Origin of the sequence: Nonomuraea sp. NPDC049655 (genome assembly GCF_044465465.1) — a bacterium.
In the GTDB taxonomy this organism is placed as follows: Bacteria; Actinomycetota; Actinomycetes; order Streptosporangiales; family Streptosporangiaceae; genus Nonomuraea.
Window position 1 is genome coordinate 693,808 of the sequence record NZ_JBITLS010000003.1, and the last position, 20,500, is coordinate 714,307.

The 20,500-nt window shown below is 72.4% G+C and carries 20 protein-coding genes; 8 read left to right on the forward strand and 12 right to left on the reverse strand.

Translation table 11 applies throughout. The annotated features are described in order from the left end of the window. Window positions 1-18: 18 nt before the first annotated feature. Window positions 19-834, reverse strand: a complete 816-nt coding sequence (locus tag ACIBQ6_RS13000; RefSeq protein ID WP_397211821.1) for a winged helix DNA-binding domain-containing protein — start codon at window positions 832-834, stop codon at window positions 19-21. Window positions 835-933: 99 nt separating this feature from the next. Continuing rightward, window positions 934-1,920 (reverse strand): zinc-binding dehydrogenase, encoded by a 987-nt coding sequence (locus ACIBQ6_RS13005; RefSeq protein WP_397211823.1) that lies wholly within the window; start codon window positions 1,918-1,920, stop codon window positions 934-936. A gap of 62 nt (window positions 1,921-1,982) precedes the next feature. On the opposite strand from ACIBQ6_RS13005, the gene ACIBQ6_RS13010 reads away from it, so the two are divergent. Beyond that, window positions 1,983-2,951, forward strand: coding sequence for a helix-turn-helix transcriptional regulator (locus ACIBQ6_RS13010; protein WP_397211825.1), 969 nt, complete (start codon window positions 1,983-1,985; stop codon window positions 2,949-2,951). Between the two features lie 40 nt (window positions 2,952-2,991). Here ACIBQ6_RS13010 and ACIBQ6_RS13015 read toward each other — a convergent pair whose 3' ends face one another. After that, the gene (locus ACIBQ6_RS13015) at window positions 2,992-3,810 is read right to left on the reverse strand and encodes a carbon-nitrogen hydrolase family protein (protein WP_397211827.1); all 819 of its coding nucleotides are present in this window, start codon (window positions 3,808-3,810) and stop codon (window positions 2,992-2,994) included. 188 nt (window positions 3,811-3,998) lie between these two features. On the opposite strand from ACIBQ6_RS13015, the gene ACIBQ6_RS13020 reads away from it, so the two are divergent. Beyond that, complete coding sequence (locus ACIBQ6_RS13020; RefSeq protein WP_397211829.1) at window positions 3,999-4,475, forward strand: MarR family winged helix-turn-helix transcriptional regulator; 477 nt, start codon at window positions 3,999-4,001, stop codon at window positions 4,473-4,475. A 180-nt stretch (window positions 4,476-4,655) separates the two neighbouring features. Beyond that, on the forward strand, window positions 4,656-5,564 hold the full coding sequence (locus ACIBQ6_RS13025) for an NmrA family NAD(P)-binding protein (RefSeq protein WP_397211831.1): 909 nt from the start codon (window positions 4,656-4,658) through the stop codon (window positions 5,562-5,564). A gap of 408 nt (window positions 5,565-5,972) precedes the next feature. Here ACIBQ6_RS13025 and ACIBQ6_RS13030 read toward each other — a convergent pair whose 3' ends face one another. Continuing rightward, window positions 5,973-7,544 carry an FAD-dependent monooxygenase gene (locus ACIBQ6_RS13030; protein WP_397211833.1) on the reverse strand — a complete coding sequence of 524 codons (1,572 nt, stop codon included), beginning with the start codon at window positions 7,542-7,544 and terminating at the stop codon, window positions 5,973-5,975. A gap of 131 nt (window positions 7,545-7,675) precedes the next feature. On the opposite strand from ACIBQ6_RS13030, the gene ACIBQ6_RS13035 reads away from it, so the two are divergent. Further along, window positions 7,676-9,019: a BTAD domain-containing putative transcriptional regulator gene (locus tag ACIBQ6_RS13035; RefSeq protein WP_397211835.1), complete on the forward strand. Its 1,344-nt coding sequence runs from the start codon at window positions 7,676-7,678 to the stop codon at window positions 9,017-9,019. A 260-nt stretch (window positions 9,020-9,279) separates the two neighbouring features. Further along, the gene (locus ACIBQ6_RS13040) at window positions 9,280-10,128 is read left to right on the forward strand and encodes an NAD(P)H-binding protein (RefSeq protein WP_397211837.1); all 849 of its coding nucleotides are present in this window, start codon (window positions 9,280-9,282) and stop codon (window positions 10,126-10,128) included. Between the two features lie 32 nt (window positions 10,129-10,160). Here the strand turns inward: ACIBQ6_RS13040 and ACIBQ6_RS13045 are convergent, their stop codons facing one another. From ACIBQ6_RS13045 to ACIBQ6_RS13060, 4 genes are all read right to left on the reverse strand, one after another. Beyond that, complete coding sequence (locus tag ACIBQ6_RS13045; RefSeq protein WP_397211839.1) at window positions 10,161-11,063, reverse strand: aminoglycoside phosphotransferase family protein; 903 nt, start codon at window positions 11,061-11,063, stop codon at window positions 10,161-10,163. A gap of 242 nt (window positions 11,064-11,305) precedes the next feature. Further along, a complete protein-coding gene (locus ACIBQ6_RS13050) occupies window positions 11,306-11,752 on the reverse strand; it encodes a hypothetical protein (RefSeq protein WP_358287247.1) in 447 nt (148 codons plus the stop codon). A 196-nt stretch (window positions 11,753-11,948) separates the two neighbouring features. Continuing rightward, the gene (locus ACIBQ6_RS13055; RefSeq protein ID WP_397211841.1) at window positions 11,949-12,467 is read right to left on the reverse strand and encodes an NUDIX hydrolase; all 519 of its coding nucleotides are present in this window, start codon (window positions 12,465-12,467) and stop codon (window positions 11,949-11,951) included. A 91-nt stretch (window positions 12,468-12,558) separates the two neighbouring features. Then, window positions 12,559-13,962 carry an MFS transporter gene (locus tag ACIBQ6_RS13060; RefSeq protein WP_397211843.1) on the reverse strand — a complete coding sequence of 468 codons (1,404 nt, stop codon included), beginning with the start codon at window positions 13,960-13,962 and terminating at the stop codon, window positions 12,559-12,561. Window positions 13,963-14,052: 90 nt separating this feature from the next. On the opposite strand from ACIBQ6_RS13060, the gene ACIBQ6_RS13065 reads away from it, so the two are divergent. Continuing rightward, a complete protein-coding gene (locus tag ACIBQ6_RS13065; protein WP_358287252.1) occupies window positions 14,053-14,622 on the forward strand; it encodes a TetR/AcrR family transcriptional regulator in 570 nt (189 codons plus the stop codon). Window positions 14,623-14,837: 215 nt separating this feature from the next. Continuing rightward, a complete protein-coding gene (locus ACIBQ6_RS13070) occupies window positions 14,838-15,779 on the forward strand; it encodes a zinc-binding alcohol dehydrogenase family protein (protein WP_397211845.1) in 942 nt (313 codons plus the stop codon). A gap of 42 nt (window positions 15,780-15,821) precedes the next feature. Here ACIBQ6_RS13070 and ACIBQ6_RS13075 read toward each other — a convergent pair whose 3' ends face one another. The 4 genes from ACIBQ6_RS13075 to ACIBQ6_RS13090 form a co-directional block, all read right to left on the reverse strand. Then, a complete protein-coding gene (locus ACIBQ6_RS13075) occupies window positions 15,822-16,406 on the reverse strand; it encodes a TetR/AcrR family transcriptional regulator (protein WP_397211847.1) in 585 nt (194 codons plus the stop codon). Between the two features lie 26 nt (window positions 16,407-16,432). Next, window positions 16,433-17,959, reverse strand: a complete 1,527-nt coding sequence (locus tag ACIBQ6_RS13080; RefSeq protein ID WP_397211849.1) for an MFS transporter — start codon at window positions 17,957-17,959, stop codon at window positions 16,433-16,435. 71 nt (window positions 17,960-18,030) lie between these two features. Beyond that, entirely contained in the window at window positions 18,031-18,459 is a 429-nt protein-coding gene (locus ACIBQ6_RS13085; protein WP_397211851.1) for an ester cyclase, read from the reverse strand. Window positions 18,460-18,481: 22 nt separating this feature from the next. Next, window positions 18,482-19,138 (reverse strand): FMN-dependent NADH-azoreductase, encoded by a 657-nt coding sequence (locus ACIBQ6_RS13090; RefSeq protein WP_397211853.1) that lies wholly within the window; start codon window positions 19,136-19,138, stop codon window positions 18,482-18,484. A gap of 234 nt (window positions 19,139-19,372) precedes the next feature. Between ACIBQ6_RS13090 and sigJ the strand changes: the two genes are divergently transcribed. Next, window positions 19,373-20,308 carry an RNA polymerase sigma factor SigJ gene (gene sigJ, locus ACIBQ6_RS13095; RefSeq protein ID WP_397211855.1) on the forward strand — a complete coding sequence of 312 codons (936 nt, stop codon included), beginning with the start codon at window positions 19,373-19,375 and terminating at the stop codon, window positions 20,306-20,308. The last annotated feature ends 192 nt before the right edge of the window (window positions 20,309-20,500 follow it).

The window sequence follows — 20,500 nt, forward strand, 5'->3', positions numbered from 1 at the left end:
CGTTCTTGGTCGTCGCGTTCAGCGGCGCGACAGGAACGGCAGCAGTCGGCTGATCTCGTCGTCCACTGCCTGCTGTTCGTCCCGGGAGAGGCTGCCGAACGGCGCCAGTCGTACGTCGCCTGCGGTGAAGGACCAGGTGCCGCGGACGTAACCGTCGACGAGCACGGTCGGCAGGACCCTGGCCTGTCCGGGGGTGACGTGCCCGCGGTCGGCGTCGGCGATGATGCGGCTGCGGTCGGCGTGGCCCAGGAGGACGTTGTCGTAGGCGGGCAGCAGCCGCACCGGCGCGGGGGTGTCGGGGTCAGGGAGCGGGACGTCGGGCAGGTCGAACAGGCGCCGGCCGTCGGGGCCGGTGTAGTGGCGCAGGTCCGAGCCCATGTCCGAGACGATCTGGTCCAGCCGGGTCAGCCCGCACCACGCCTGGACGTCCGCCACGGTGGCGGGCCCGAAGGCGGCCAGGTAGCGGCGGACCAGGTCGCGGAGCGCGGCGGGCTGCGGAGCCTCGACCGGGGCGGCGCTGACGGTGATCGATGAGCGGGTCCCCCACCCGCCCCAGGATGCGGTGGCCGGATCGTGGACGAGCGGGGTGCGCAGCTCGACCTCACCTGCCAGGACCCGGCCGTCGCGGCCCGGATGGAGGGACGCGAGGCGCCCGGCGAGCTCCTTCCTGGGCAGCGGCCCGGTCCGCAGCAGGGCGCGTCCCTCGGCCACCAGCGTGTCGGGGTCGAGCCCGGCGTTGTTGCGCCGGAAGTGCGCCGAGTCGGCGGTGCGGTTCAGGACGGGCTGCAGCACCGGCCGCAGCCGACGGAAGTCGTCGGCTGCGGCGAGGTGCATCGTGCTGCGCAGGAAACCGGACCGGAGTCAGGTCGGTCCGCTCCAGCAGGAGCTGCCGCTGGAGCAGGGCCCGGTTGAGCGCCCGGCGGGACAGGACGGTCATACCAGCCGCACCGAGACGTTGCCGCGGTACTCGCCGCGCAGCAGGGCCAGGAACGCGCCGGGCACGCCGTCGATGCCGGTCTCGACGACGGTCCGCGGGTAGACGAACCGGCCCTGGTCGAGCGCTGTGCGGAAGTGGCGGTGCCAGGCGGCGATCTGGTCGGGGGTGTGGTGGCAGGAGAACGGCAGCAGCTCGACGTCCCTGGCCAGGGCGGCGTCGCGGTCGGGCGCGGGGAAACGGTCGGCGGCGGCGCCGAGCTGGGTGGACAACGATCCGCACAGGGCGAACCTGGCGCCCGGCGCGGCGACTTCGAGCGCGGCGTCGTACAACGCGCCGCCGACGGTGTCGAAGAAGACGGTGATGCCCTCCGGGGCCAGTTCCTTGAGCGCGGCGACCGGGTCGTGGTGGTAGTCGAAGGCGGCGTCGAAGCCGAGTTCGTCCACGAGGTAGTCGGCCTTGGCCTGGCTGCCCGCGCTGCCGATCACCTTCCTGGCGCCCAGGTTGCGGGCGATCTGCCCGGCCAGCGAGCCGACACCGCCGGCCGCGCCGGAGACGAAGACGACGTCGCCCTCGCCGACCTTGGCCACGTCCGCGACGCCGTGGTAGGCGGTCGGGCCCTGGGCCAGGTGGTAGGTCGGGTCGGGATAGGCGTCCGGGTCGAGCTTGACGTAGGAGGCCGCCGGTCCCGCCGAGTGCGTGCTCCAGCCGCTCATCGACTGGACCAGGTCGCCCTCCCGCAGGTCAGGGCTCGCCGAGCGCAGCACGGTGCCGATCGCCATGACGCCCACCCGCCGGCCGGGCTGCCAGGCCGGGATCGGAAGGTGGCAGTCGGCGCGCATGAGTTCGAGAAAGGTGGCGGCCAGCCCCAGATAGTCGGTACGGACCACGACCTCCCCCTCGATCTCGGCGGGAGCGACGGTGAAGTGCTCGGGGCCCGGTACGGCGGCGATCTGGGCGGTCAACTGAACCTCTTGAGTGATCACGGAGACCACTCTAGGAAGGCTTCCGGCCAGTTTCTGACCGGAAGTATGCGGATAATGGCGATATGGCCAACACCAGTTCCCGCACCCTCACCCTGCTGTCGTTGCTGCAGACGCACCGCCACTGGCCGGGCGCGGATCTGGCCGAGCGGCTCGGCGTGTCGGAACGCACACTTCGCCGCGATGTCGATCGCCTGCGCGAGCTGGGCTATCCCGTGCACGCCTCCCGGGGCACCGACGGCGGCTACCAGCTGGCGCCCGGGGCCGTCCTGCCGCCGTTGCTGCTCGACGACGAAGAAGGGGTCGCGCTGGCGGTCGGCATGGGAGACGCGGCGCAGAGCGGCATCGCAGGGCTGGAGGAGGCGGCGGTGCGCGCGCTGACCAAGGTGGTGCAGGTCCTGCCGCCCCGCCTGCGGGCTCGGGTGAACGCGCTGCGCGCGATGACCGTCTCGGCGGCCTCGGCCGGGCCGGTGATCCCGGCGGAGGTGCTGACGATGATCGCGCAGTCGTGTCGGGACCAGGAAAGGCTGCGCTTCGACTACGTCGCACGCGCCGGCGCGCGCACCGAACGCGTAGTGGAGCCCCATCGCCTCGTCGCGCTCGGGGGCCGCTGGTATCTGGTGGCCTACGACCTGACCAGGCACGACTGGCGCAGCTTCCGCCTCGACCGGCTGGCCCAGCCACGCAACACCGGCGCCTCCTTCCTGCCACGGCCGCTGCCCGGCGGGGACGCCGCCGCGTTCGTCCGCACCGCGGCCCAGGTTCCCGCCGCCAGGACCGTCGTCGCGCTGGTTCACGCACCGGCGGAACAGGTACGCCGGACGGCCGGCCAATGGGGCGCGATCGAACCGGTCGCCCCCGATCGATGCCGGCTCACGATGACCTCCACCAGCCTGGACTGGCCCACGCAGGCCCTGGGCAACATCGGCGCGGAGTTCGAGGTGCTGGAATCACCGGAGTTCGTCGATCATCTCAGAGACTGGGGCGCCCGGTTTCTCCACGCCGTCGACAGATCGTCCCCCGGGTCGCGGTGACAGCCGCACATTCGGGTCGCCGGGTGGCGCGTGACGACGGTCAGAATGCCGTGCGGGTCCCGCTGCGGGGATCTTCCGGCACCAGGTGATCGTCATAGAGTCCGGCGCGTGCCAGGCGTCGCCAGGGCCGGGCCAGGCGGACCGACACGTCGGTGTCGGCGTCCGTCGCGTCCAGGTCGAGATCTGCCACGGCCAGGGCCGGTCGGCCGTCTGCCGGACAGCGCGCGAGCCAGCGGCCGCCCGGCGCGACGACCCCTGACGGGACGGTCGCGCTGAACTGCGCCGGGACGGAGTACCCGAGCCAGTAGCCGTACAGCCTTCCGTACGCCTGCGCGACGACCGCTCGCGCCGCGTCGTCGACCATCACCGACAGCAGCACGCAGTCCACGTCCAGGCGCTCGTACTCGGCGAACACCTCGGGGAACTCGGCCTCGATGCACAGTGCGCACCCGAACCGGATGCCGTCGATCTCGAAGACGACCGGGGACGAACCGGGCGCGTACAGGAACGACACCTCGGTGTTCGACAAGAACCGCTTGTCGTAGCGCGTGACCAGCCGGCCCTGGTCGGAGAGCACGTACAGGCTGTTGTGCGGCCGGTTCGGCGGGGTCAGCGGGTGGATCGAGCCGAAGGCCACCCAGAGCCCGAGTCGTCCTGCCAGGTCGGCGATCGACTCGGCCTCCTCGTGCAGCACCGCATCAGGTCGCGCACCTGCGCGCCACTCGCCCGCAGCGCGCCGGGATCGGTGGGGTCCTCGGCCACCGTGCTCTGCGCGACCGCCAGCCGTAAAGTCCTCGCCATCCCGGGGACGCGCAGGGCCTGGGCGCCTCGAAACAGTCCTCGGCGATCCCGAGAACACACAGGACCCTGGTTGACGTCGTCCATCACGGGAAACTCCTGCCGTTGACCAGGTCGTGCACGGTCGCCGCGCCGGTGGCCGTCACCACGATTCTCGCCTCGACCGGCACGGTGAATGCACTTGCATGAACCGCCACCCTTCCCTATAGTTGGTTTGAGCCAACCAACTAATGGCGGGAGGAGGCCGGGGTGTCAGGAACGACGGAGAACGGCGACGTCCGGCTGCGCGAGGCCACCGATCGGGTGGCGGCGGCGCTGGCCACCGTGGGCAACTGGATGTTCGCCCCGACGACGCGGCGACGGATCATGGCCGCCTCCGGGCTGGAGTTGTCGCTGGGCGACTACACCCTGCTCGCGCAGATCTCCCTGCACGCCCCCGTGCGGTTGTCGGTGCTGGCCGAACTGATGGAGGTGGACAAGTCCACGCTCTCGCCCCCCGCCAAACGCCTGGAGTCGCGCGGGTTCATCGAGCGGCAGCCCGACCCGGACGACGCCCGGGCCAGGCTGGTGAGCGTCACGCGCGAGGGCAAGCTCGCCATCCGCGAACTCTGGAAGGCCCGGACGACCGCCGTCGCCGCGCTCATGGAGGGCTGGGAACCGTCCGACATCGAGCATCTGGCCGACGGTCTCGCCGCCTTCGCCGAGGCGATCAAAAAGGGCGCATGACCCCGCGTCGCGGATAGAACGAAAACACAGCACCAGGCTCGCTGCCGCGCTGCGGAAATTCGCGCCATCAGCCGGCAAGCTCCTTCTCCCTCCTGGGTCCAGCACGGACGCCATGACGCCCCAAGAGCCGTTACCGGCCTGGGCGAAACACCGATTCGCTCTCGAAAGGAGCCAGTGATCGTGCCCACTGCCTCGAAGGTCTTCGTGGCCGGCGCCACCGGACTGCTCGGCCGTCAGATCGTCAGCTCCCTTCTCGACCAGGGCGCCGCCGTCCGCGCCCTGGTCCGGCCCGGCGCCGACGCGAGCAAGCGGGCCGCGCTCGCAGCGCTGCGGTCGCGCGGCGTGGAGGTGACGGAAGGCGACGTCACCGACCCGGCCGAGGTGCTGGCCGAGGCCGTCGGCGACGCCGTCACCGTCGTCTCGGTCGTGCAAGGCGGCCCCGACGTGATCGTGGACGGCCAGGCCAACCTGGCGCGCGCCGCCGCGAAGGCCGGCGCCCGCCGGTTCGTCCCCTCCGACTTCGCCATCGACCTGACCAAGCTCGACGACGGCGACAACGTCATGACCGACTGGCGTCGCCGTGCCGCCGCCGCGTACGCCGACGCCGGCCTTGAGGTGATCTCCGTGCTCAACGGCGCGTTCTACGAGGTGATGGTCGGTTTCATGGGCCTGGTCGACTGGCAGCGGGGCACTTTGTCGCACTGGGGCGACCCCGATCAGCCGCTAGACCTGACCTCGGTGTCCGACACCGCCGCCTACACCGCCGCCGTCGCCCTGGACCGGCAGGCCATCGGCACGCTGCGTTTCGCCGGTGACGTGCTGTCCATGCGGCAGTTCCACGAGGCCGTCCAGCGCGGCTCGGGCCGCACTCTGGAGCTGCGGCACCTCGGCACCGCCGACGAGCTGCGCGCGGAGATCGAACGCCAAGCCGCCCGAACCCGGAACCCGTTCGACTACGTCGCTCTCCAGTACCAGTGGTGCATGGTGACGGGGAAGGGGAAGTTCGCCGCCCTCGACAACGACCGGTACCCGCAGATCACACCGACTCCGGTGACGGACTTCGTGCGCGCGACCGCGCCTACGGCCTGAGCGCATCCACGATGCGGCCTTTTTGGGGGATTCGCCTTGCCCAAGCTCTCTTCCTGGCACGTGACGTGCGTCGAGCGCCAGGAGGCGAACGGTCCACGGAGGACGCAATGGGACGCACACCTGCACGGTCTACGCCGTGTGCATCCCCGTGACCCCGACCGCCTGACGCCCACAGGCCCCGGTCACGCGACCAGGCGCAACCAGGCCGCCGCGAGCGCGGCGTGACCGGCCGGAGTCGGGTGCACGCCGTCCACGGCCCAGCACTCAGGCCCGGTCCACGGCCCAGCACTCAGGCCCGGTCCACGGCCCAGTACTAAGGCCCGGTCGTCGCGGCCGGCTCGGCGAACATGCCGTCCGCGGCGAGCAGGTGCGCGCCGTGCTCGCGGGCGAGCCGGCGCACGGCCTGGATCACTCCCCCGCGATGCGCAGCGGGTAGCCGGACCCGAGGCCCTCGTCGCTGTCCCGCCGCCCGCAGTCACCGCTCATCGGACGGCCGAACCAGCGGCTCGCGGCCCGCTCGAACGCTGCACGATCAGGGTCGCCCGCCCAGGCGACCACGCCGTCCGGCCGGACGAGCACCGCGGCCGCTCCGAGGTCGTCTCTCGCCGCCCCGGCCGCGTACCGGATCCGGCTCTCCCAGCCCGTCGCCGGATCGCGCAGACGCCGGTCGACGCCGAAGTCGAGTGCCACGCCTCGTCCGTCCCGCATCAGGTCGCCGAGGCGAGTGCCGTCCTCAAGACGGACGTCAGGGGCGTTGCGGCCGGTCAGCGGGTGGTCGCCGCCGAGGTCGTAGCGGATCGACGATCCCGATGCCCGCTCGAACACGTACGTCGTTCCGTCACGGGTCCCGATCAGGTCGCGAACGACACCTTGGATCGCCTGGCCGTGCGCGTCCGGTCGCATGACCGCCGTCTGGGCGCGCGTCCAGTCGAGCGCCCGGGCGCCGATCGGACGGCGCTCGGCGGTGTAGGTGTCGAGAAGCCCGTCCGGCGCGTGCCCGTGCACGGTCGCCGCGAGCTTCCAGCCCAGGTTCATGGCGTCGCCGATGCCGAGGTTGAGCCCCTGCGCCCCGAGGGGAGAGTGGATGTGCGCGGCGTCGCCCGCGAGCAGGACGCGCCCCCGCCGGTAGGTCGTCGCTTGCTTCGCCCGATCGGTGAAGCTTGAGGCGAGATGTACGTCGGTCAGCGTCACGTCGGTGCCGGAGACCCGGCGCAGGACCGCCTGGAGATGGTCGCGCGTCGGCCGCTGTGAGCGGTCGAACGCTCCGCCGTCGAACTCCAGCATGCCGACGTACCCCTCGGCGGGCGTCCGGAGGTACATGCCTGTCGGCGTCAGGTTGAACCCGGGGCGCAGCTTCCCGGGATCGGCGACGGTGGCGAGCACGACGTAGCCGGTGAACTGCGGCTCGGTGCCGACGAACGCGAAGCCCGCGAGCCCGCGCACCGTGCTGCGTCCGCCGTCGCAGCCGACGACCCAGCGCGCCGCGTACTCGTGCCCGCCGGCGCGCACGGCCACGCCGTCCTCGTCCTGCGCGATGGCGGAGACCGCGACGCCGCGCCTGACCTCCACGCCGAGCGTGGAGGCCCGCTCGGACAACACCGTCTCGACCGCTTCGAGGCTGGTCATCACGCCCTCCGCCGCCGGGCCGGGAACCCGGAACGGCAGGGCGGCGACATCCACCTTGGCCGGATCCAGCATCATCCCGGCGAAGTGCCCGGCACCACGGGGACGCGCCGGCCCTTCCGCGCCGGGACGATCACCGACGCCCGACGCCTTCAGCAGCGGCTGCACCATCCCCCGCCGGTGAAACGCCTCGACCGACGCGGCGGACAGACCCCGCATCCCGAGCGGATCCGCCTTCCACGGGGAACCGGCCTCCGCCTCCCGCTCAAGCACCAGGACGGAGCAGCCCGCGAGGCCGAGCTCGCAGGCGAGGAAAAGACCGACCGGGCCCGCGCCCACGATCACTACGTCATGCATCAGAACTCCTTTCCGAGCCTGAAGACTGACGCGGGCCGCTCACACGGGGCGCACACGGCGCTCACACGGCGGGGGCGCCCCCGTCCTGCCGTGATTTGGGCACTTGAGGCGGTGCACGCGAAGATTGGCGGATGGACGGGTATGCGCCGCTTCGCGTCACGCTGCTCGGCGCCTTCCAGGCGTGCCGCGGCGAGGCCGCCCTGCCCGTTCCGGGCGCCCGGCTGCAGGGCCTGCTCGCCCGGCTGGCGCTCGCCGGCGGGCGGGTGGTCGAGCAGGGCGTCCTGCTCGACGCGATCTGGGCCGAGGGCCTGCCCGCCGGCCCCGCCCACGCCCTGCAGGCCCTGGTCTCGCGGCTGCGCCGGGCCCTCGGCTCGGCCGGCGCCGTCACGCAGGTCACCGGCGGCTACCGGCTCGACATCGACGCGGCCGACGTGGACGCGCTGCGGTTCGAGCAGCTCGCCGCCGCCGGCCGCGACCGCGTGCGCGCCGGCGCCACGAACGCCGCGGCGGCCCTGCTCGCCGAGGCCGTGGCGCTGTGGGGCGACCGTCCCGGCGCCGAGCCCCCGGCGGTCGCCGCGGTGGCGCCCGCCGCCGCGGCCCAGCTGGCCCACGCCTCGATCGAAGCCGTCGCCGACCTCGCCGACGCCGAGCTGACGCTGGGCCGCGCCGACGCGGCCGCCGACCGCCTGACCGCCCTGCTCGCCGAGCACCCCGTCCACGAACGGGCCGCCGCGCTGCTCATGGACGCGCTCACCGCCCAGGGTCGCCAGGCCGAGGCCCTCGTCCGGTACGAGCGGGTCCGCGAAACCCTGGCCGGCGTGCTCGGCGCCGATCCGGGCGCCGCGCTGCGCGAGCGCCACCTGCGGCTGCTGCGCGCCGAGCGGCCCGCCTCGGTGGCCGGGGCCGCACGGGGCCGGCCGAGCAACCTGCCCGCGCCGCTGACCGGCTTCATCGGGCGCGACGACGACCTCGCCCGGATCGACGCGCTGCTCGCCGCCGGGCGCCTGGTGACCGTGCTCGGTCCCGGTGGCGCCGGCAAGACGCGGCTAGCCGTCGAGGCCGCCCGCCGGCACCTCGACGAGTACGGCGACGACGTCCGGATGGTCGATCTCGCCTCGGTCACCGATGCGCGCCCAGCTGCGGCAGTACGACGGCGACCTCGACGGCGCGCTGGCCGACCTGCGCGACGCCCGGTCGCTGGCCGCCGAGTTCGGCTCGCTCAACCTCGGCGACCAGGTCTTCAGCGACCTGCGCCGGATCGACCTGCACCTGCGGCGCGGCGACACCGTCCTGGCGATCGCGATGATCGAGTCGGCCCGCGAGCGGGTGCGGCGGGCGGCCTCGACGGAGCTGCGGGCCCTGTTCGACGCGTGGGAGGCCGGCTTCCGGGTGCGGCTCGGCGACCTGGACCGGGCGCGCGCACTGCTGGACGACGCCGAACGGGACCTCGACGGCGACGCCACGTTCGCCGGTGACCTCGACGGCGACGCCACGTTCGCCGGTGACCACGTGCGCACGCTGGTCGGCAGCGCGCGGGCCTGGCTCTGCCTGGAGACCGGCGACCCGGCCGGCGCGGAGAAGGCGCTGGAGAAGGCGTACGCGGCGGCTTCGCGGACCGGGGACCTGCCGATCCTGTCGCTGGTGGCGGTGAACGCCGCCGCGCTCGCCGAGGCGCACGGACGGCATCACGACTCGGCCGTCCTGCTCGGCGCCGCGTCCCGGCTGCGCGGCGCTCATGACCGCACCGATCGGCAGGTCGGCGAACTCAGCCGCCGAGGGCGGGCCGCGCTGGGCGAGGCCGCCTTCGCCGCGGCGTACGGGCAAGGCCGGCGCCTGGACGGCAAGACGGCCGCGCGCGCAGCCGACCCGGCCCGGCTGCGCGGACCGGACGTGGCGTAGGCGTCACCGGTCGAGTTGCACCACCCCGGCATTCGTCCTGCCGCCCGGGTACGGCCCGGACGGCCCCGTCCAGGAACGCGACCTGGTCGCCGCGGCGGCCCGGGCCGGGGTCTCCCATCTGGTCAAGCTGTCCACCAGCGGCGTCACCTTCGACGCCACCGATCCCATCAGCACCGGCCATCGGTTCGGCGAACAGGTCGTCATGGACTCCGGCCTGCCGTGGACGATGTTGCGCCCCGGCACCTTCATGGCCTACCTGCACGGCTACGCGCCGACCATCGCCGCCGAGCACACCATGTACGTCACCGAAGGCGACCCCGTCTCCGCGATGATCCATCCACGGGACATCGCCGCCGTCGCCGCGCACGTCCTGACCACGCCCGGCCACGACGGCCGGGCCTACACCCTCACCGGCGGCCAGGCCCTCTCACCGCGTGACCAGGCCGACGTCATCGGGCAGATCCTGGACCGGCCGATCAAGCTCGTCGAACGCAGTGCAGCCGAGACCCGGGCGGAGTTCGACCGCCTCGGCTGGTCGGGGCCCCGTCTGGAGGCGCTGCTGGAGCTCAAGCGCCAATCGGCGGCCCGGGACCGGAAGGTCTTCGACACCGTCGAAAGGCTCACCGGCCGGGCTCCGCTGACCCTCCACGACTGGGTTCGCGAGAACGTCCACGTCTTCCGGTGACGGAACCGTCCCGGCGCAGGCCGTGGCGTGTCTCACACGCCCTTCAGCACCCGATCGAGCGCCGCCCGTCCCGCAGGCCCCCAGTGCGGCTTGCCGCCGGGCAGGCCGCGATCTCCGTTCTGCCCCATGAGCAGCAGGAAGAGACTCTTCAAGGCGGCCAGCCCGCGGGCGCGCCGGATCGCCGCCTCGTCCGCGTGTCCGTACGCGTCGAAGAAGCGTGCGGCCGCGCCCGCGGGGAGCAGCACCCATGCGGCGGCCAGGTCCCACGCCGGATCGCCGGCGAACAAGGAACCGAAGTCGACAATGCCCGCGAGCGTTCCGTCCGAGACGACGACGTTCGCGGGATGCAGGTCGCCGTGCACCCAAACCGGCGGGCCCGCCCACTCGGGGGCGGCGACCGCATCGGCCCACACGTCACGGACGGCGCCGACATCGCCGACGGCGCCGGGGTCGACGGCCTGCAAGAAGTGTTCGAAGCCGCTCGTGCACCTCTTGGGGTGAGCGCCGAGGTCCGCACTGGCGGGGGCCTCGGCGGGCGCCTCCACATGAAGCGCCCGCAGGAAGCCCGCCAGCGTGTCGGCCGCGTGGGCGGCCCTGCTGATCGAGCCGTGGTCCAGCGGCTCACCGGCGACCCACGTCATCACGGTCCAGTGCTTGGGGAAGCGCCCGGACGGTTCGCCGAACCGCACAGGGGTCGGCACCGGCAGCGGCAGACGCGGGGCCAGCACGGGTAGCCACCGCCGCTCCTTGAGCTGGAGCTCCGGGGTGGGGTCCATGCGCTGCATGCGCACGGCCAACTCGTCCCCGAGGCGCCACATCTGGTTGCCCCAACCCCCCGCCACCTCCCGGACGGCCATCCCGGCGAGGTCTGGATGTTGCTCCCGCAGCAAGTCACGGACCAGGTCAGCGGTGATCTCGATCTCGGTGTCGGTCATGCGAAGCCACAGTACCGAGACGGCAGGCGTCGGACGTCAATCGAAGCTGACGTGTACGCGGGCCTTCGCGCCGTACGCGGCGTCGCAAGCGTGCGCCAGCGCCTCTTGAACCACCTGGCATGCCGTAACGACCCTCTGACCACCCGAGACACCCCTGGCCGCCAGGCATGTTGCCAGACTGTAGGGCTCGCGGGGCGTGTCCGTGCCGAGCCGCTCGAACACGATGGCTGTGCGGCCGGCCGTCAGTCGATGCGCTGGCAGATCGTCACCGGCAGACGCGCCGACCAGGTGCGGGTGGCCTCGTCGTAGGCCTGAGCGTAGCCGTTCTTGCTGCCGGAGCAGGGGGCGGCGATGGTCGTCTCCACGTAGACGGCGCCGCCGGGGGTGACGGGGTGGGTGCGGGCGATCACCCACCTGGAGAACTTCGTGACGCCGTTGTTGAACTTGACGGTCACGAAGACGCGGTGGTCGACGGTGAAATTGCCGCCGGCGACCTTGAGGTGGTTGTTGAAGGTGTAGGTGAACAGGAAGGAACGCGCCTGCGCGAGATCCCGGGCGTGGCTGGTGTTGTCGAGGTCGGAAGGCGAGGCCGGCGACGCGTTCGCGGCGCTGCTCATGGCCGGGACGGTCAGGGCGATGGTCGCGGCGGTGGCGGTGAGGCCGAACAGGGCGCGCAAGCTGCGGTTCATCGGAACCTCCTGTTGTATGGGGACTTGAGCACCATTGAGCGGCTGACCGCCTGCAACGCGCTTTCAAGCCCCCGGACATCCGCCGACCGGCGCGGGCTGACCCCGCTGTTCTGGCAGCACGTCCAGCCTCACGGCGAGGTGCGGCTGGACGTGGCCCAAGCGCCTGCCGCTGAGCGGCGTCGCGAACCGCAGCAGCTCAGGTGCCGAGGCGGATGGCGATGCCGTCGAGAAGGCAGCCGAGATATCGGTGCAGGGCTTGTCGTCCGGCTGGGACGAAAGGCCCTCGATCGACCACCTTCCGCAGTTCGGGCTCCGTGACCCAGGCATGCCAAGCGATCTCGGACGGGTCCGGAGCCAACGGCTCGGCGACCAGGGCCTCGTGCACCCCGAACCAGACAGGGCTGATCCCGGCCCGGCACAGGAACCGGAACAGAAAACGGACCGGAACGCCGACGCTCAGTTCCTCGACCAGTTCCCGGGCCGCCGCGTCCTCATACGATTCGCCCACGCCCACGGCGCCCCCGACCAGCACGTCATAGTGGCCGGGAAAGCGAACATGCTCCTCGGCCCGGCGCAGCACAAGGATCCGCCCCGTCGGATCGCGGCAGATCGTCGTCGCGATCCGATGCATCCACCGCCGGCGCACCGCCTCTGCGCGCTCCACGACCTCCAGCACGCGGTCCTGTTCATCCACCCGCTCGACCAGCTCACCCACGCGGCACACGGTCGCAGACGCCACTGACAATCCTTACCGGGGTGGAGCGGCCCCCCTGCCGCCGGAGAAGGTCGACGGCCGGGACGAGCCGTCAGCGGACGCTCGCTGACTGCTTGGCCTCCTGACTGTTCGCCCGGACGCCGCTCGGCGTCCGGGCCGCGGCCAGCCACAGGCCGGTGAAGACGGCGCAGGCCAGCGTCACGGCACCCGCCACGAGGAAGGCGCTGTTGAGGCCGGACTCGAACGAGGCTCCGCCAACCTCCCGCGTGTGCACGATCGCCCCGAGCACCGCCACGCCGAGCACCGCGCCGATCTGCCGGGTGGTGCTGGCGACGCCCGAGGCGAGGCCGCCCTCCTGCGGGCTGACCGCCTGGATGGCAGCCCCGGTCAGCGGTGACATGGTGAGAGCGAACCCGATGCCGACGACCGCCAGCCGCCACCACACGTTCCCGTAGCCGGTATCGGCGTGGACGAACCCCAGCGCCAGCAGCCCCAGCCCGGCCAGCGCCAGGCCGATGCCGGCGAAGACGCGGAAGCCGTACCTGGCCGCGAGCCGGCCCGCGTACGGGCTGACGATCACCATGGCCAGCGAGACGGGCAGGGTCTGCAGCCCGGCGACCAGGATCGAAGTGCCCTGGACGTACACGAAGAACTGGGAGAAGAAGAACGACGACCCCATCAGCGCGAACCCGACCACGACCATCGCCGTGTTCGACACCGTGAACAGCCGCTGACGGAACAGCCGCAGCGGCAGCATCGGCGTCGCCACCCGACCCTCGACCACGACGAACGCGGCCAGGAGCGCCAGCCCGGCGGCGAAGCTGCCCAGGATCATCGGCGAGGTCCAGCCTCGGGAGCCGCCCTCGATCAGGCCGTAGGTCACAGCGCCCACGCCCGCGGCGGACAGGACCGTGCCGGGGACGTCGATCGGCGGCGCGCTCGGGTTGCGGGACTCCCCCAGCGCGCGCAGCCCGGCCAGCAGCAGGACCGCCCCGATGGGCACGTTGACCAGGAAGATGGCGGGCCAGCCGAAGGACTCCACCAGGATCCCGCCCGCCAGCGGTCCGGCGGCCAGGCCGAGGCCGCTGAATCCGGCCCACAATCCGATCGCCCTGACGCGCTCCTTCGGGGCGGGATACGCGGCGGTGAGCAGCGCCAGTGAGGCGGGGCTCAGCGCCGCGGCCCCGACGCCCTGCAGCACCCGTCCGGCGATCAGCCAGCCGATCGAGGGCGCGAGCGCGCACACCACCGAGGCGGCCGTGAACACCACCACCCCGGCCAGGAACACCCGCCGGCGGCCGAACCGGTCGGCGAAGACGCCGCCCGACAGCAACAGCATGGCCACCAGCAGCACGTAGGCATCGACGATCCACTGCAGACCGGTCAGCTCGATGTGCAGCCGCTGCTGCATGTCAGGGAGGGCGGCGCCGACGATCGTGTTGTCGAGCAGCACCATGAACTGACCTGCGCAGGTCAGGGTGAGCAACGCTCTCATGTGCATCTCTCCTAAAAGCAGTTAGTGACTGCGTTAACGTAAACCCTCTCAGGCTCTAACGCAAGTCCCAACTGCGTTAAGGTGGGACGCATGGATGAGCAGGGGCGGGCCAAGCGGCCCGGCGGGCGCAGCGCCCGGGTCCGCGCGGCAGTGCATCAAGCCGTGACCGAGCTGGTCAGGGAGCGCGGCTACGGACATTTCACGATCGGCGACATCGCGGCCCGCGCGGGCGTGGCCGACACCAGCCTCTACCGCCGGTGGGGCAACCTCCAGGCCCTGCTCAGCGATGTGCTGCTGACCCGGCTCAACGCGCAGTCGCCGATGCCCGACACCGGCAGCCTGGCCGGCGACCTGCGCACCCACGCCGCCAACGTGGCCCGCGAGGTCACCGGTCCCGACGGCCTGGCGCTGGTGCGGCTGACCCTCGCGCTGTCCGGCGAGGGCCAGCAGGGCCTGCAGGCGCGCGACGAGCTTCTGGCCGACCGCACCAGCCAGCTGCAGGCCGTGCTCGATCGCGCCCGCGCCCGCGGCGAGAACCCGCCCGACGTGCTGGAGGTGCTGGACCATCTCCTGGCGCCGATCTACATGCGCGTCCTGTTCAACGCGGGGCCGCTCACCCCTGACTACCTCGACGGGCTGGTCGACCGGTTGCTCGCCTGATCCGGTCCGTCGCGCTGTGGAACCGGCGAGCGAAGGAGCCATGTGTGAACCCCGGGCCGGCCCCCGACAACCCACCCGCACGAGCACTGCCGGCGACCGAGCCCCTGCCCGGGTGACGCCGCCGCCGGAATGCATGAAGACTCTTCATGCATTCCGCATCATCCACAAATCCCGCCCGCTACCTGCGCAACCGCCCGGCTCCTAGCGTTGACGGCATGAGAGCAATGGTTGCGGAACGCCTCGGCGAACCCGATGTCCTGACCCCCGCCGACCTTCCCGACCCGACGCCGGGCCCCGGCCAGATCCTCCTTGACATCGAGGCCGCCGGTCTCAACTTCGCCGACGCCGAACGCCTGCGCGGCACCTACCTGCCGCCGCAACTGCCGTTCATCCCGGGCGGCGAGGTCGTCGGCCGGGCCGCGGACGGTCGCCGCATGCTTGCCTTCGCCAGTGGCGCGTTCGCCACCAAGGCGCTGGTGCAGGATCCGGTCGAGATTCCCGAGGACTTTTCCGCGGGCGCCGCGCTCGCCCTCCTGGTCCAGGGATTGACCGCCTGGCACCTGCTGCGTACGGCCGCGCGGGTCCGCCCCGGCGAAACCGTCGTCGTCAACGCCGCAGCCGGAGGCGTCGGCCACCTGGCGATCCAGCTGGCCAAGGAGTTCGGCGCCGGACGGGTCGTCGGCACCGCCTCCACCCCCGGCAAGCGCGCCCTGGTCCGCCGGCTCGGCGCCGACGCCGCGATCCCCGGCGACGCCGACGGCTACGCCGAGCGCGTCCGCGAAGCCAACGACGGCGCCCTGGCCGACGTGATCCTCGACGCCGTCGGCGGCCCCGTCTTCGAGGCAGCCCCCTGTGCGCTGGCCCCCTTCGGCCGCCTGATCGCCTACGGCACCTCCGGCGGGATCGACGCCGCCCCCATCGACCCCGGCATCCTGAGCGAGCGCAACATCACCGTCGGCGGCTACTGGCTGGGCGCCCACCTGCGCCTCCCCGGCAGCCGTGCCGCCGAGCCCCTGCACGACCTGCTCGCCCTGGCCGCCTCGGGACGCGTCCACCCCACGGTGGGCGCCGAATACCCGCTCGACCAGGCAGCCGCCGCCCTCACCGCCCTGACCACCCGCCGCACCACCGGCAAGGTCATCCTCCGCATGACGTGAAGCCCTTCCGCGGCGGCGTCCCTTCAGGGCATGCCTGGACGCTCAGTTGCGGACGGCTCGTTGCAGGACGGCCTGGATGTGCTCAGGGTCGGCGGGCACGTTGTCGAGGAGGATCGCGGTGCACAGGCCGTCGGACGCCGCGACGAGGGCGGCGACGGCGGCGGGGTCGTCGGTCAGCGTGGTGGCGAGTTCGGCGATGTTCTGCCGCCAGCGTCGTGCCACGGGGCGCAGGGCGGGGCGGCGGGCGGCCAGGGTCGCCAGCTCGCGTTCGGCCAGGGCGCGTTCACGTCCGGAGCCGGCGGACTCGGCGATGAGGTGGGCCAGGCCGCTGAGCTTGTCGCCGGGGGTGTCGATGATGTCGCGGATGCGGGCGGTGTAGGCGTCGGCGACACTCGTGAGGGCGGCGACGAGCAGGTCGTCGAGGGTGGCGAAGTAGTAGGTGCTCAGGGACGTCGTGGTGCCGGCCTGCTTGGCGACCGTGCGATGGGTGACGCCGGCCGCGCCGTCGCGGGTCACCACGGCGAGGGTGGCCTCGATGATCTCCGCGCGTCGTTTCTCGCCACGTGCGCGGCGTCCGTCGACGTGCTCGCCGTCGTCGGCGGTGTCGTCCTTGCTGCTCCTCGGCACGAGCCCCAGGATAGTCGGACCATCGTTCAAACGTCGGTGTCGCGAGGCCGCTCCGCCCCGAGCGGGGGCACGTGGCGCAGCATCGCCAGGCACAGCGCCGTGGCGGCGGCGATGGCGACCCCCGCGACCAGGGAGGCGACGTTGAGCCCGGTGGTGAAGGCGTGCCGGGCCGCCTCGACGGTCCCGGGCGGAAGCCTGCCGGTGATCGCCACGGTCGCGTTCAGGCTGTCGGTGAGCGGGCCGGAGCTCTCCGGCGTCAGACCTTCGGGCACCGTCACCTGGGTGCGGTAGACGGCGGTGGTGAGGCTGCCGAGCACGGCGACGCCGATAGCGATGCCGAGTTCCTGGACCGTCTCGGAGAGCGACGCCGCCGACCCGGACCGCGCGGCCGGCACCGCGCCCACCACCATGTCGGTGCCCAGGGCGGCGAGGGCGCCCAGCCCGAGGTAGACGAACGTGAAGCCGGCCGCCACGGGGACCGCGTCGTCGAGCCCCGCGGTGGCGAGCAGCGCGTAGCCGGCGAGGGACGCCCCCAGGGTGGCGCCCATGACCGAGCCGGGACGGAAGCGCCGGGCGACCAGCGGAGCACCGATGGCGGCGGCGAACATGGCCAGCGCCGGCGGTCCCATCCAGAGCCCCGCGTCGAAGGGGGTGATCCCTTCGACGAGCTGGAGGTACTGCGTGACCAGGTACATCGACCCCCCGACCCCGGCCAGGCCGATGAGCAGCACGCCCAGGGCCACGACGAAGGCCCGGTTGCCGAACAGCGTCACGTCCAGCAGCGGGTCGGGCAGGCGGCGTTGGCGGCGTACGAACACGATCGCGGCCAGAACGCCCGCTCCGGCGCAGGCGAGGGCCGGGCCGCCGGGCCCCTCGGAGGCGATGTGCTTGACGGCGTAGATGACCGGCAGGATCGCCGCCAGGGACAGGCCCACGCTGACCAGGTCGAGCCGGCCGCCGGACGGGGCCGCGTACTCGGGAAGCAGGGCGCGCGCCCCGGCCAGGACGACGAACGCGACGGGCACCGCCGCCAGGAACGGCGCTCCCCACCAGAAGGAGTCCACCAGGGCGCCGCCCACGATCGGCCCGGCGGCCATGCCGAGCGCGAACATCGTGGCCCAGACCCCGATCGCGACCGCGCGCTGACGCGCGTCGGGGAACATGTTCGAGATCAGCGACAGCGTGGAGGGCATGAGCGTCGCCCCGGCCACCCCCAGCAGGGCTCGTGCGAGGATCAGCAGCTCGGCCGTGGGGGCGAACGCGGCGAGCACCGAGACCGCCGCGAAGGCGATCATCCCGGCCCGCAGCAACCGGCGCCGTCCGATCCGGTCGCCCAGCGTGCCCATGGTGACGAGGAACCCGGCGACGAGGAACCCGTAGGCATCCATGATCCACAGCAGTTGGGTGGCTGACGGTGACAGGTCGGCCGCCATGCTCGGCGCCACCAGGTACAGGACGGTCACGTCCAGCCCCAGCAGCACCGTCGGCGTGGCCAGCAGGCCCAGGCCCGCCCACTGGCGCGCCCCCGCCCGTTTGAACTGTCGCTGCGTCATCGGGTCCCCCTCGCTCTCCATCATGTTGAACGCTAGTACAACTTGTACGTACGTTCAACATGATGGCCGGATCACGACGGGATCAGGCCGAGCTGTCTCAGCTGTGCCAGGACGTCGACGATCCCCCACGTCTCGACGATCCGGCCGTCCGCGAAACGGACGATCATGATCTCTCTGTAGGTGACGGATCTGCCGGTGGGCGGGACGCCCATGTACTCGCCCCGGTGAGTCCCGGTGACCGTGTTGCGGAGGACGACCTTGTCGCCCTCAGCGATCACGTCCTCGACCTCGATGTGCAGGTCGGGGAACGCGTGCAGGAGCATCGCGCCCACCTGCTTGAGGGCTTCCGCCCCCGTTGCGGCGATCGGCAACGGAGTGCGGATCAGCACGTCCGGGTGCACGACCTCGTCGACCGCCTTGCCGAAGGCCTCGACGTCGCCGCTGCTCTGGGCGTCGTGCAGACGGGCGAACGCCGCCTTGTTGCGTGCCATCTGATCCATTGACATGTCGCTCCTGTTCGGGTCAGCGGGAAACGGTTCGCGGGAGGCGCCTGGCCGCGGTCGCCCGTCCGGCGTCGCGGGCCGCGGTCAGGGCCTGGGCGTGGAGGCCGGCGGCGAGGTCGCGCAGGTGTTCCATGCCTGGGCTGGTGGCGGCGAGGGTGAGCTCGCGTTCGACGATGGTCAGATCGGCCTGCCACAGGTCGGCGAGGACGCGCCTGAGGTACGGGGTGGAGTGGTCCCAGCCCTCGCGCGGCGTGCCGGGGGCGTAACCGCCGCCGCGCACGGTGGCCAGGACGGTCGGCTTGCCCTTGAGCACCGGGCTGCCCAGGGGCGCCCCGGCGATGACCAGATCGACCCAGGTCTTGAAGTGCTGGGAGACGCCGAAGTTGTACAGCGGCACGGCGAGGACGACCGTCTCGGCGGCCGCCAGTTCCGCGACGAGCGAGGCGGCGAACGCCAGCGCCTCGCGCTGGGCGGGCGAGCGGTCGGGGTCGGGCGTCAACGCGCCGAGGTGGGCCTGGGCCCAGGCGTCGGCCGGCAGTGGATCGGTGCCCAGGTGCCGGCGCACCACCGGCTCGTCCGGGTGGGCGGCGGTCCATTCGGCTTCCACGATGTCGGCGAGTTCGGCGCCGGCCGAGGTGCCGGGACGGATGCTGGCGTCAAGCCGGAACAGACTCAAAGTGGCTCCCCTGAGGTGGGGCCGCGACGACGCGGCGTGGTCGAACGAGGGCCGGACGTGCTGACCTGTATGCGGCGGCGGGGCTTGGTGCGCCCTCCCGCGGCGGCCAGGACGTCCGCGTGCAGTTCGACAACACAGCCCCCGGAAACGTCAGGTGACGGCATCGGCCTCACATTCCGGCACGCTGTCTTGTCGAGCAGGAAGAAGGCAGACACGACCGAGGGAGCCGTCACGATGACCAGCCAGAACAGGCCGGATGCCGTTGGTTCAGGAGGAGGGTGGCTCGATCCGGGCCTGGACGTGGTCATCAGTGAGCGGCGTCACCTGATCAACCTCGCCTACCGGCTGCTGGGCTCGCTGGCCGAGGCCGAGGACGCCGTGCAGGAGACCTACACCCGCTGGTACGCCATGTCCCGGCGGCAGCAGGAGGCCATCGAGTCGCCCGGCGCCTGGCTGACGACGGTCGCCAGCCGCATCTGCCTGAACCTGCTCGGCTCGGCACGGGTCCGGCGGGAGACCTATGTGGGCGAATGGCTCCCCGAGCCGCTGCCCGAACCCGCGGACGGCGGTACGGTCTCCGATCCGGCCGACCGGGTCACCCTGGACGAATCGGTCAACCTGGCCTTCCTGGTCGTCCTCGAATCGATGACCCCGGCCGAACGCGTCTCGTTCGTCCTGCACGACGTCTTCCGCTACTCCTTCGCCGAAGTCGCCGAGATCGTCGGCCGCACCCCCGCGGCATGCCGCCAGCTGGCCTCCTCCGCCCGCCGCCGCATCCGCGCCGCCCAGCCCGCCATGGCCCCGGCGACCCGGCAGGCCGGCATCGTCCGGGACTTCAAGCGGGCGTGGGAGGCCAAGGACATCAACGCCCTGATCGGCCTGCTCGACCCCGACGCCGTGGCGATCGGCGACGGCGGCGGCCTCGCCATCACCTTCCTGGACCCCATCGAAGGCGGCGAACAGATCGCGCACGCCTGGATCGAGATCGCCCACCGGCGGCCCGGCAACATGACGTACCTGGAACGCACCGTCAACGGGCGGCCCGGGGTGGTGGCCGAGCAGGACGGCGTCATCGTGACGGTGTTCGCGTTCGAGGTCGCAGGCGACAGGATCAAGCGCATCTGGGTCGTGCGCAACCCCGAGAAACTCCGTCACTGGACGACGGGCTGAGACGGGCCTGCCTGGCGCCTACGGCGGATGACGTGGGCGATGGAGGGCGAGATCGCAGGCGGAGCGGTCGCCGTGCGCGCCGATGACGGTGTCGCCCGATCTCCGCCACCCGGTCGCTGCGCAGGGTCCTGCCTGCCTGCCGGCCGCCTCGTACCTTCCCGAGGGACGCCGCAGCGTGGCCGCCACCGTATG

Excerpts from the sequence above, each read along its gene's own strand:
- ACIBQ6_RS13070 (WP_397211845.1), top strand. The coding sequence starts at position 14,838 with ATGAGAGCAATGGTTGCGGAACGCCTCGGCGAACCCGATGTCCTGACC.
- sigJ (WP_397211855.1), top strand. The coding sequence starts at position 19,373 with ATGACCAGCCAGAACAGGCCGGATGCCGTTGGTTCAGGAGGAGGGTGG.
- ACIBQ6_RS13080 (WP_397211849.1), bottom strand. The coding sequence starts at position 17,959 with ATGACGCAGCGACAGTTCAAACGGGCGGGGGCGCGCCAGTGGGCGGGC.
- ACIBQ6_RS13010 (WP_397211825.1), top strand. The coding sequence starts at position 1,983 with ATGGCCAACACCAGTTCCCGCACCCTCACCCTGCTGTCGTTGCTGCAG.
- ACIBQ6_RS13060 (WP_397211843.1), bottom strand. The coding sequence starts at position 13,962 with ATGAGAGCGTTGCTCACCCTGACCTGCGCAGGTCAGTTCATGGTGCTG.
- ACIBQ6_RS13000 (WP_397211821.1), bottom strand. The coding sequence starts at position 834 with ATGCACCTCGCCGCAGCCGACGACTTCCGTCGGCTGCGGCCGGTGCTG.
- ACIBQ6_RS13030 (WP_397211833.1), bottom strand. The coding sequence starts at position 7,544 with ATGCATGACGTAGTGATCGTGGGCGCGGGCCCGGTCGGTCTTTTCCTC.
- ACIBQ6_RS13045 (WP_397211839.1), bottom strand. The coding sequence starts at position 11,063 with ATGACCGACACCGAGATCGAGATCACCGCTGACCTGGTCCGTGACTTG.
- ACIBQ6_RS13065 (WP_358287252.1), top strand. The coding sequence starts at position 14,053 with ATGGATGAGCAGGGGCGGGCCAAGCGGCCCGGCGGGCGCAGCGCCCGG.
- ACIBQ6_RS13040 (WP_397211837.1), top strand. The coding sequence starts at position 9,280 with ATGACCGCACCGATCGGCAGGTCGGCGAACTCAGCCGCCGAGGGCGGG.
- ACIBQ6_RS13035 (WP_397211835.1), top strand. The coding sequence starts at position 7,676 with ATGGACGGGTATGCGCCGCTTCGCGTCACGCTGCTCGGCGCCTTCCAG.
- ACIBQ6_RS13085 (WP_397211851.1), bottom strand. The coding sequence starts at position 18,459 with ATGGATCAGATGGCACGCAACAAGGCGGCGTTCGCCCGTCTGCACGAC.
- ACIBQ6_RS13050 (WP_358287247.1), bottom strand. The coding sequence starts at position 11,752 with ATGAACCGCAGCTTGCGCGCCCTGTTCGGCCTCACCGCCACCGCCGCG.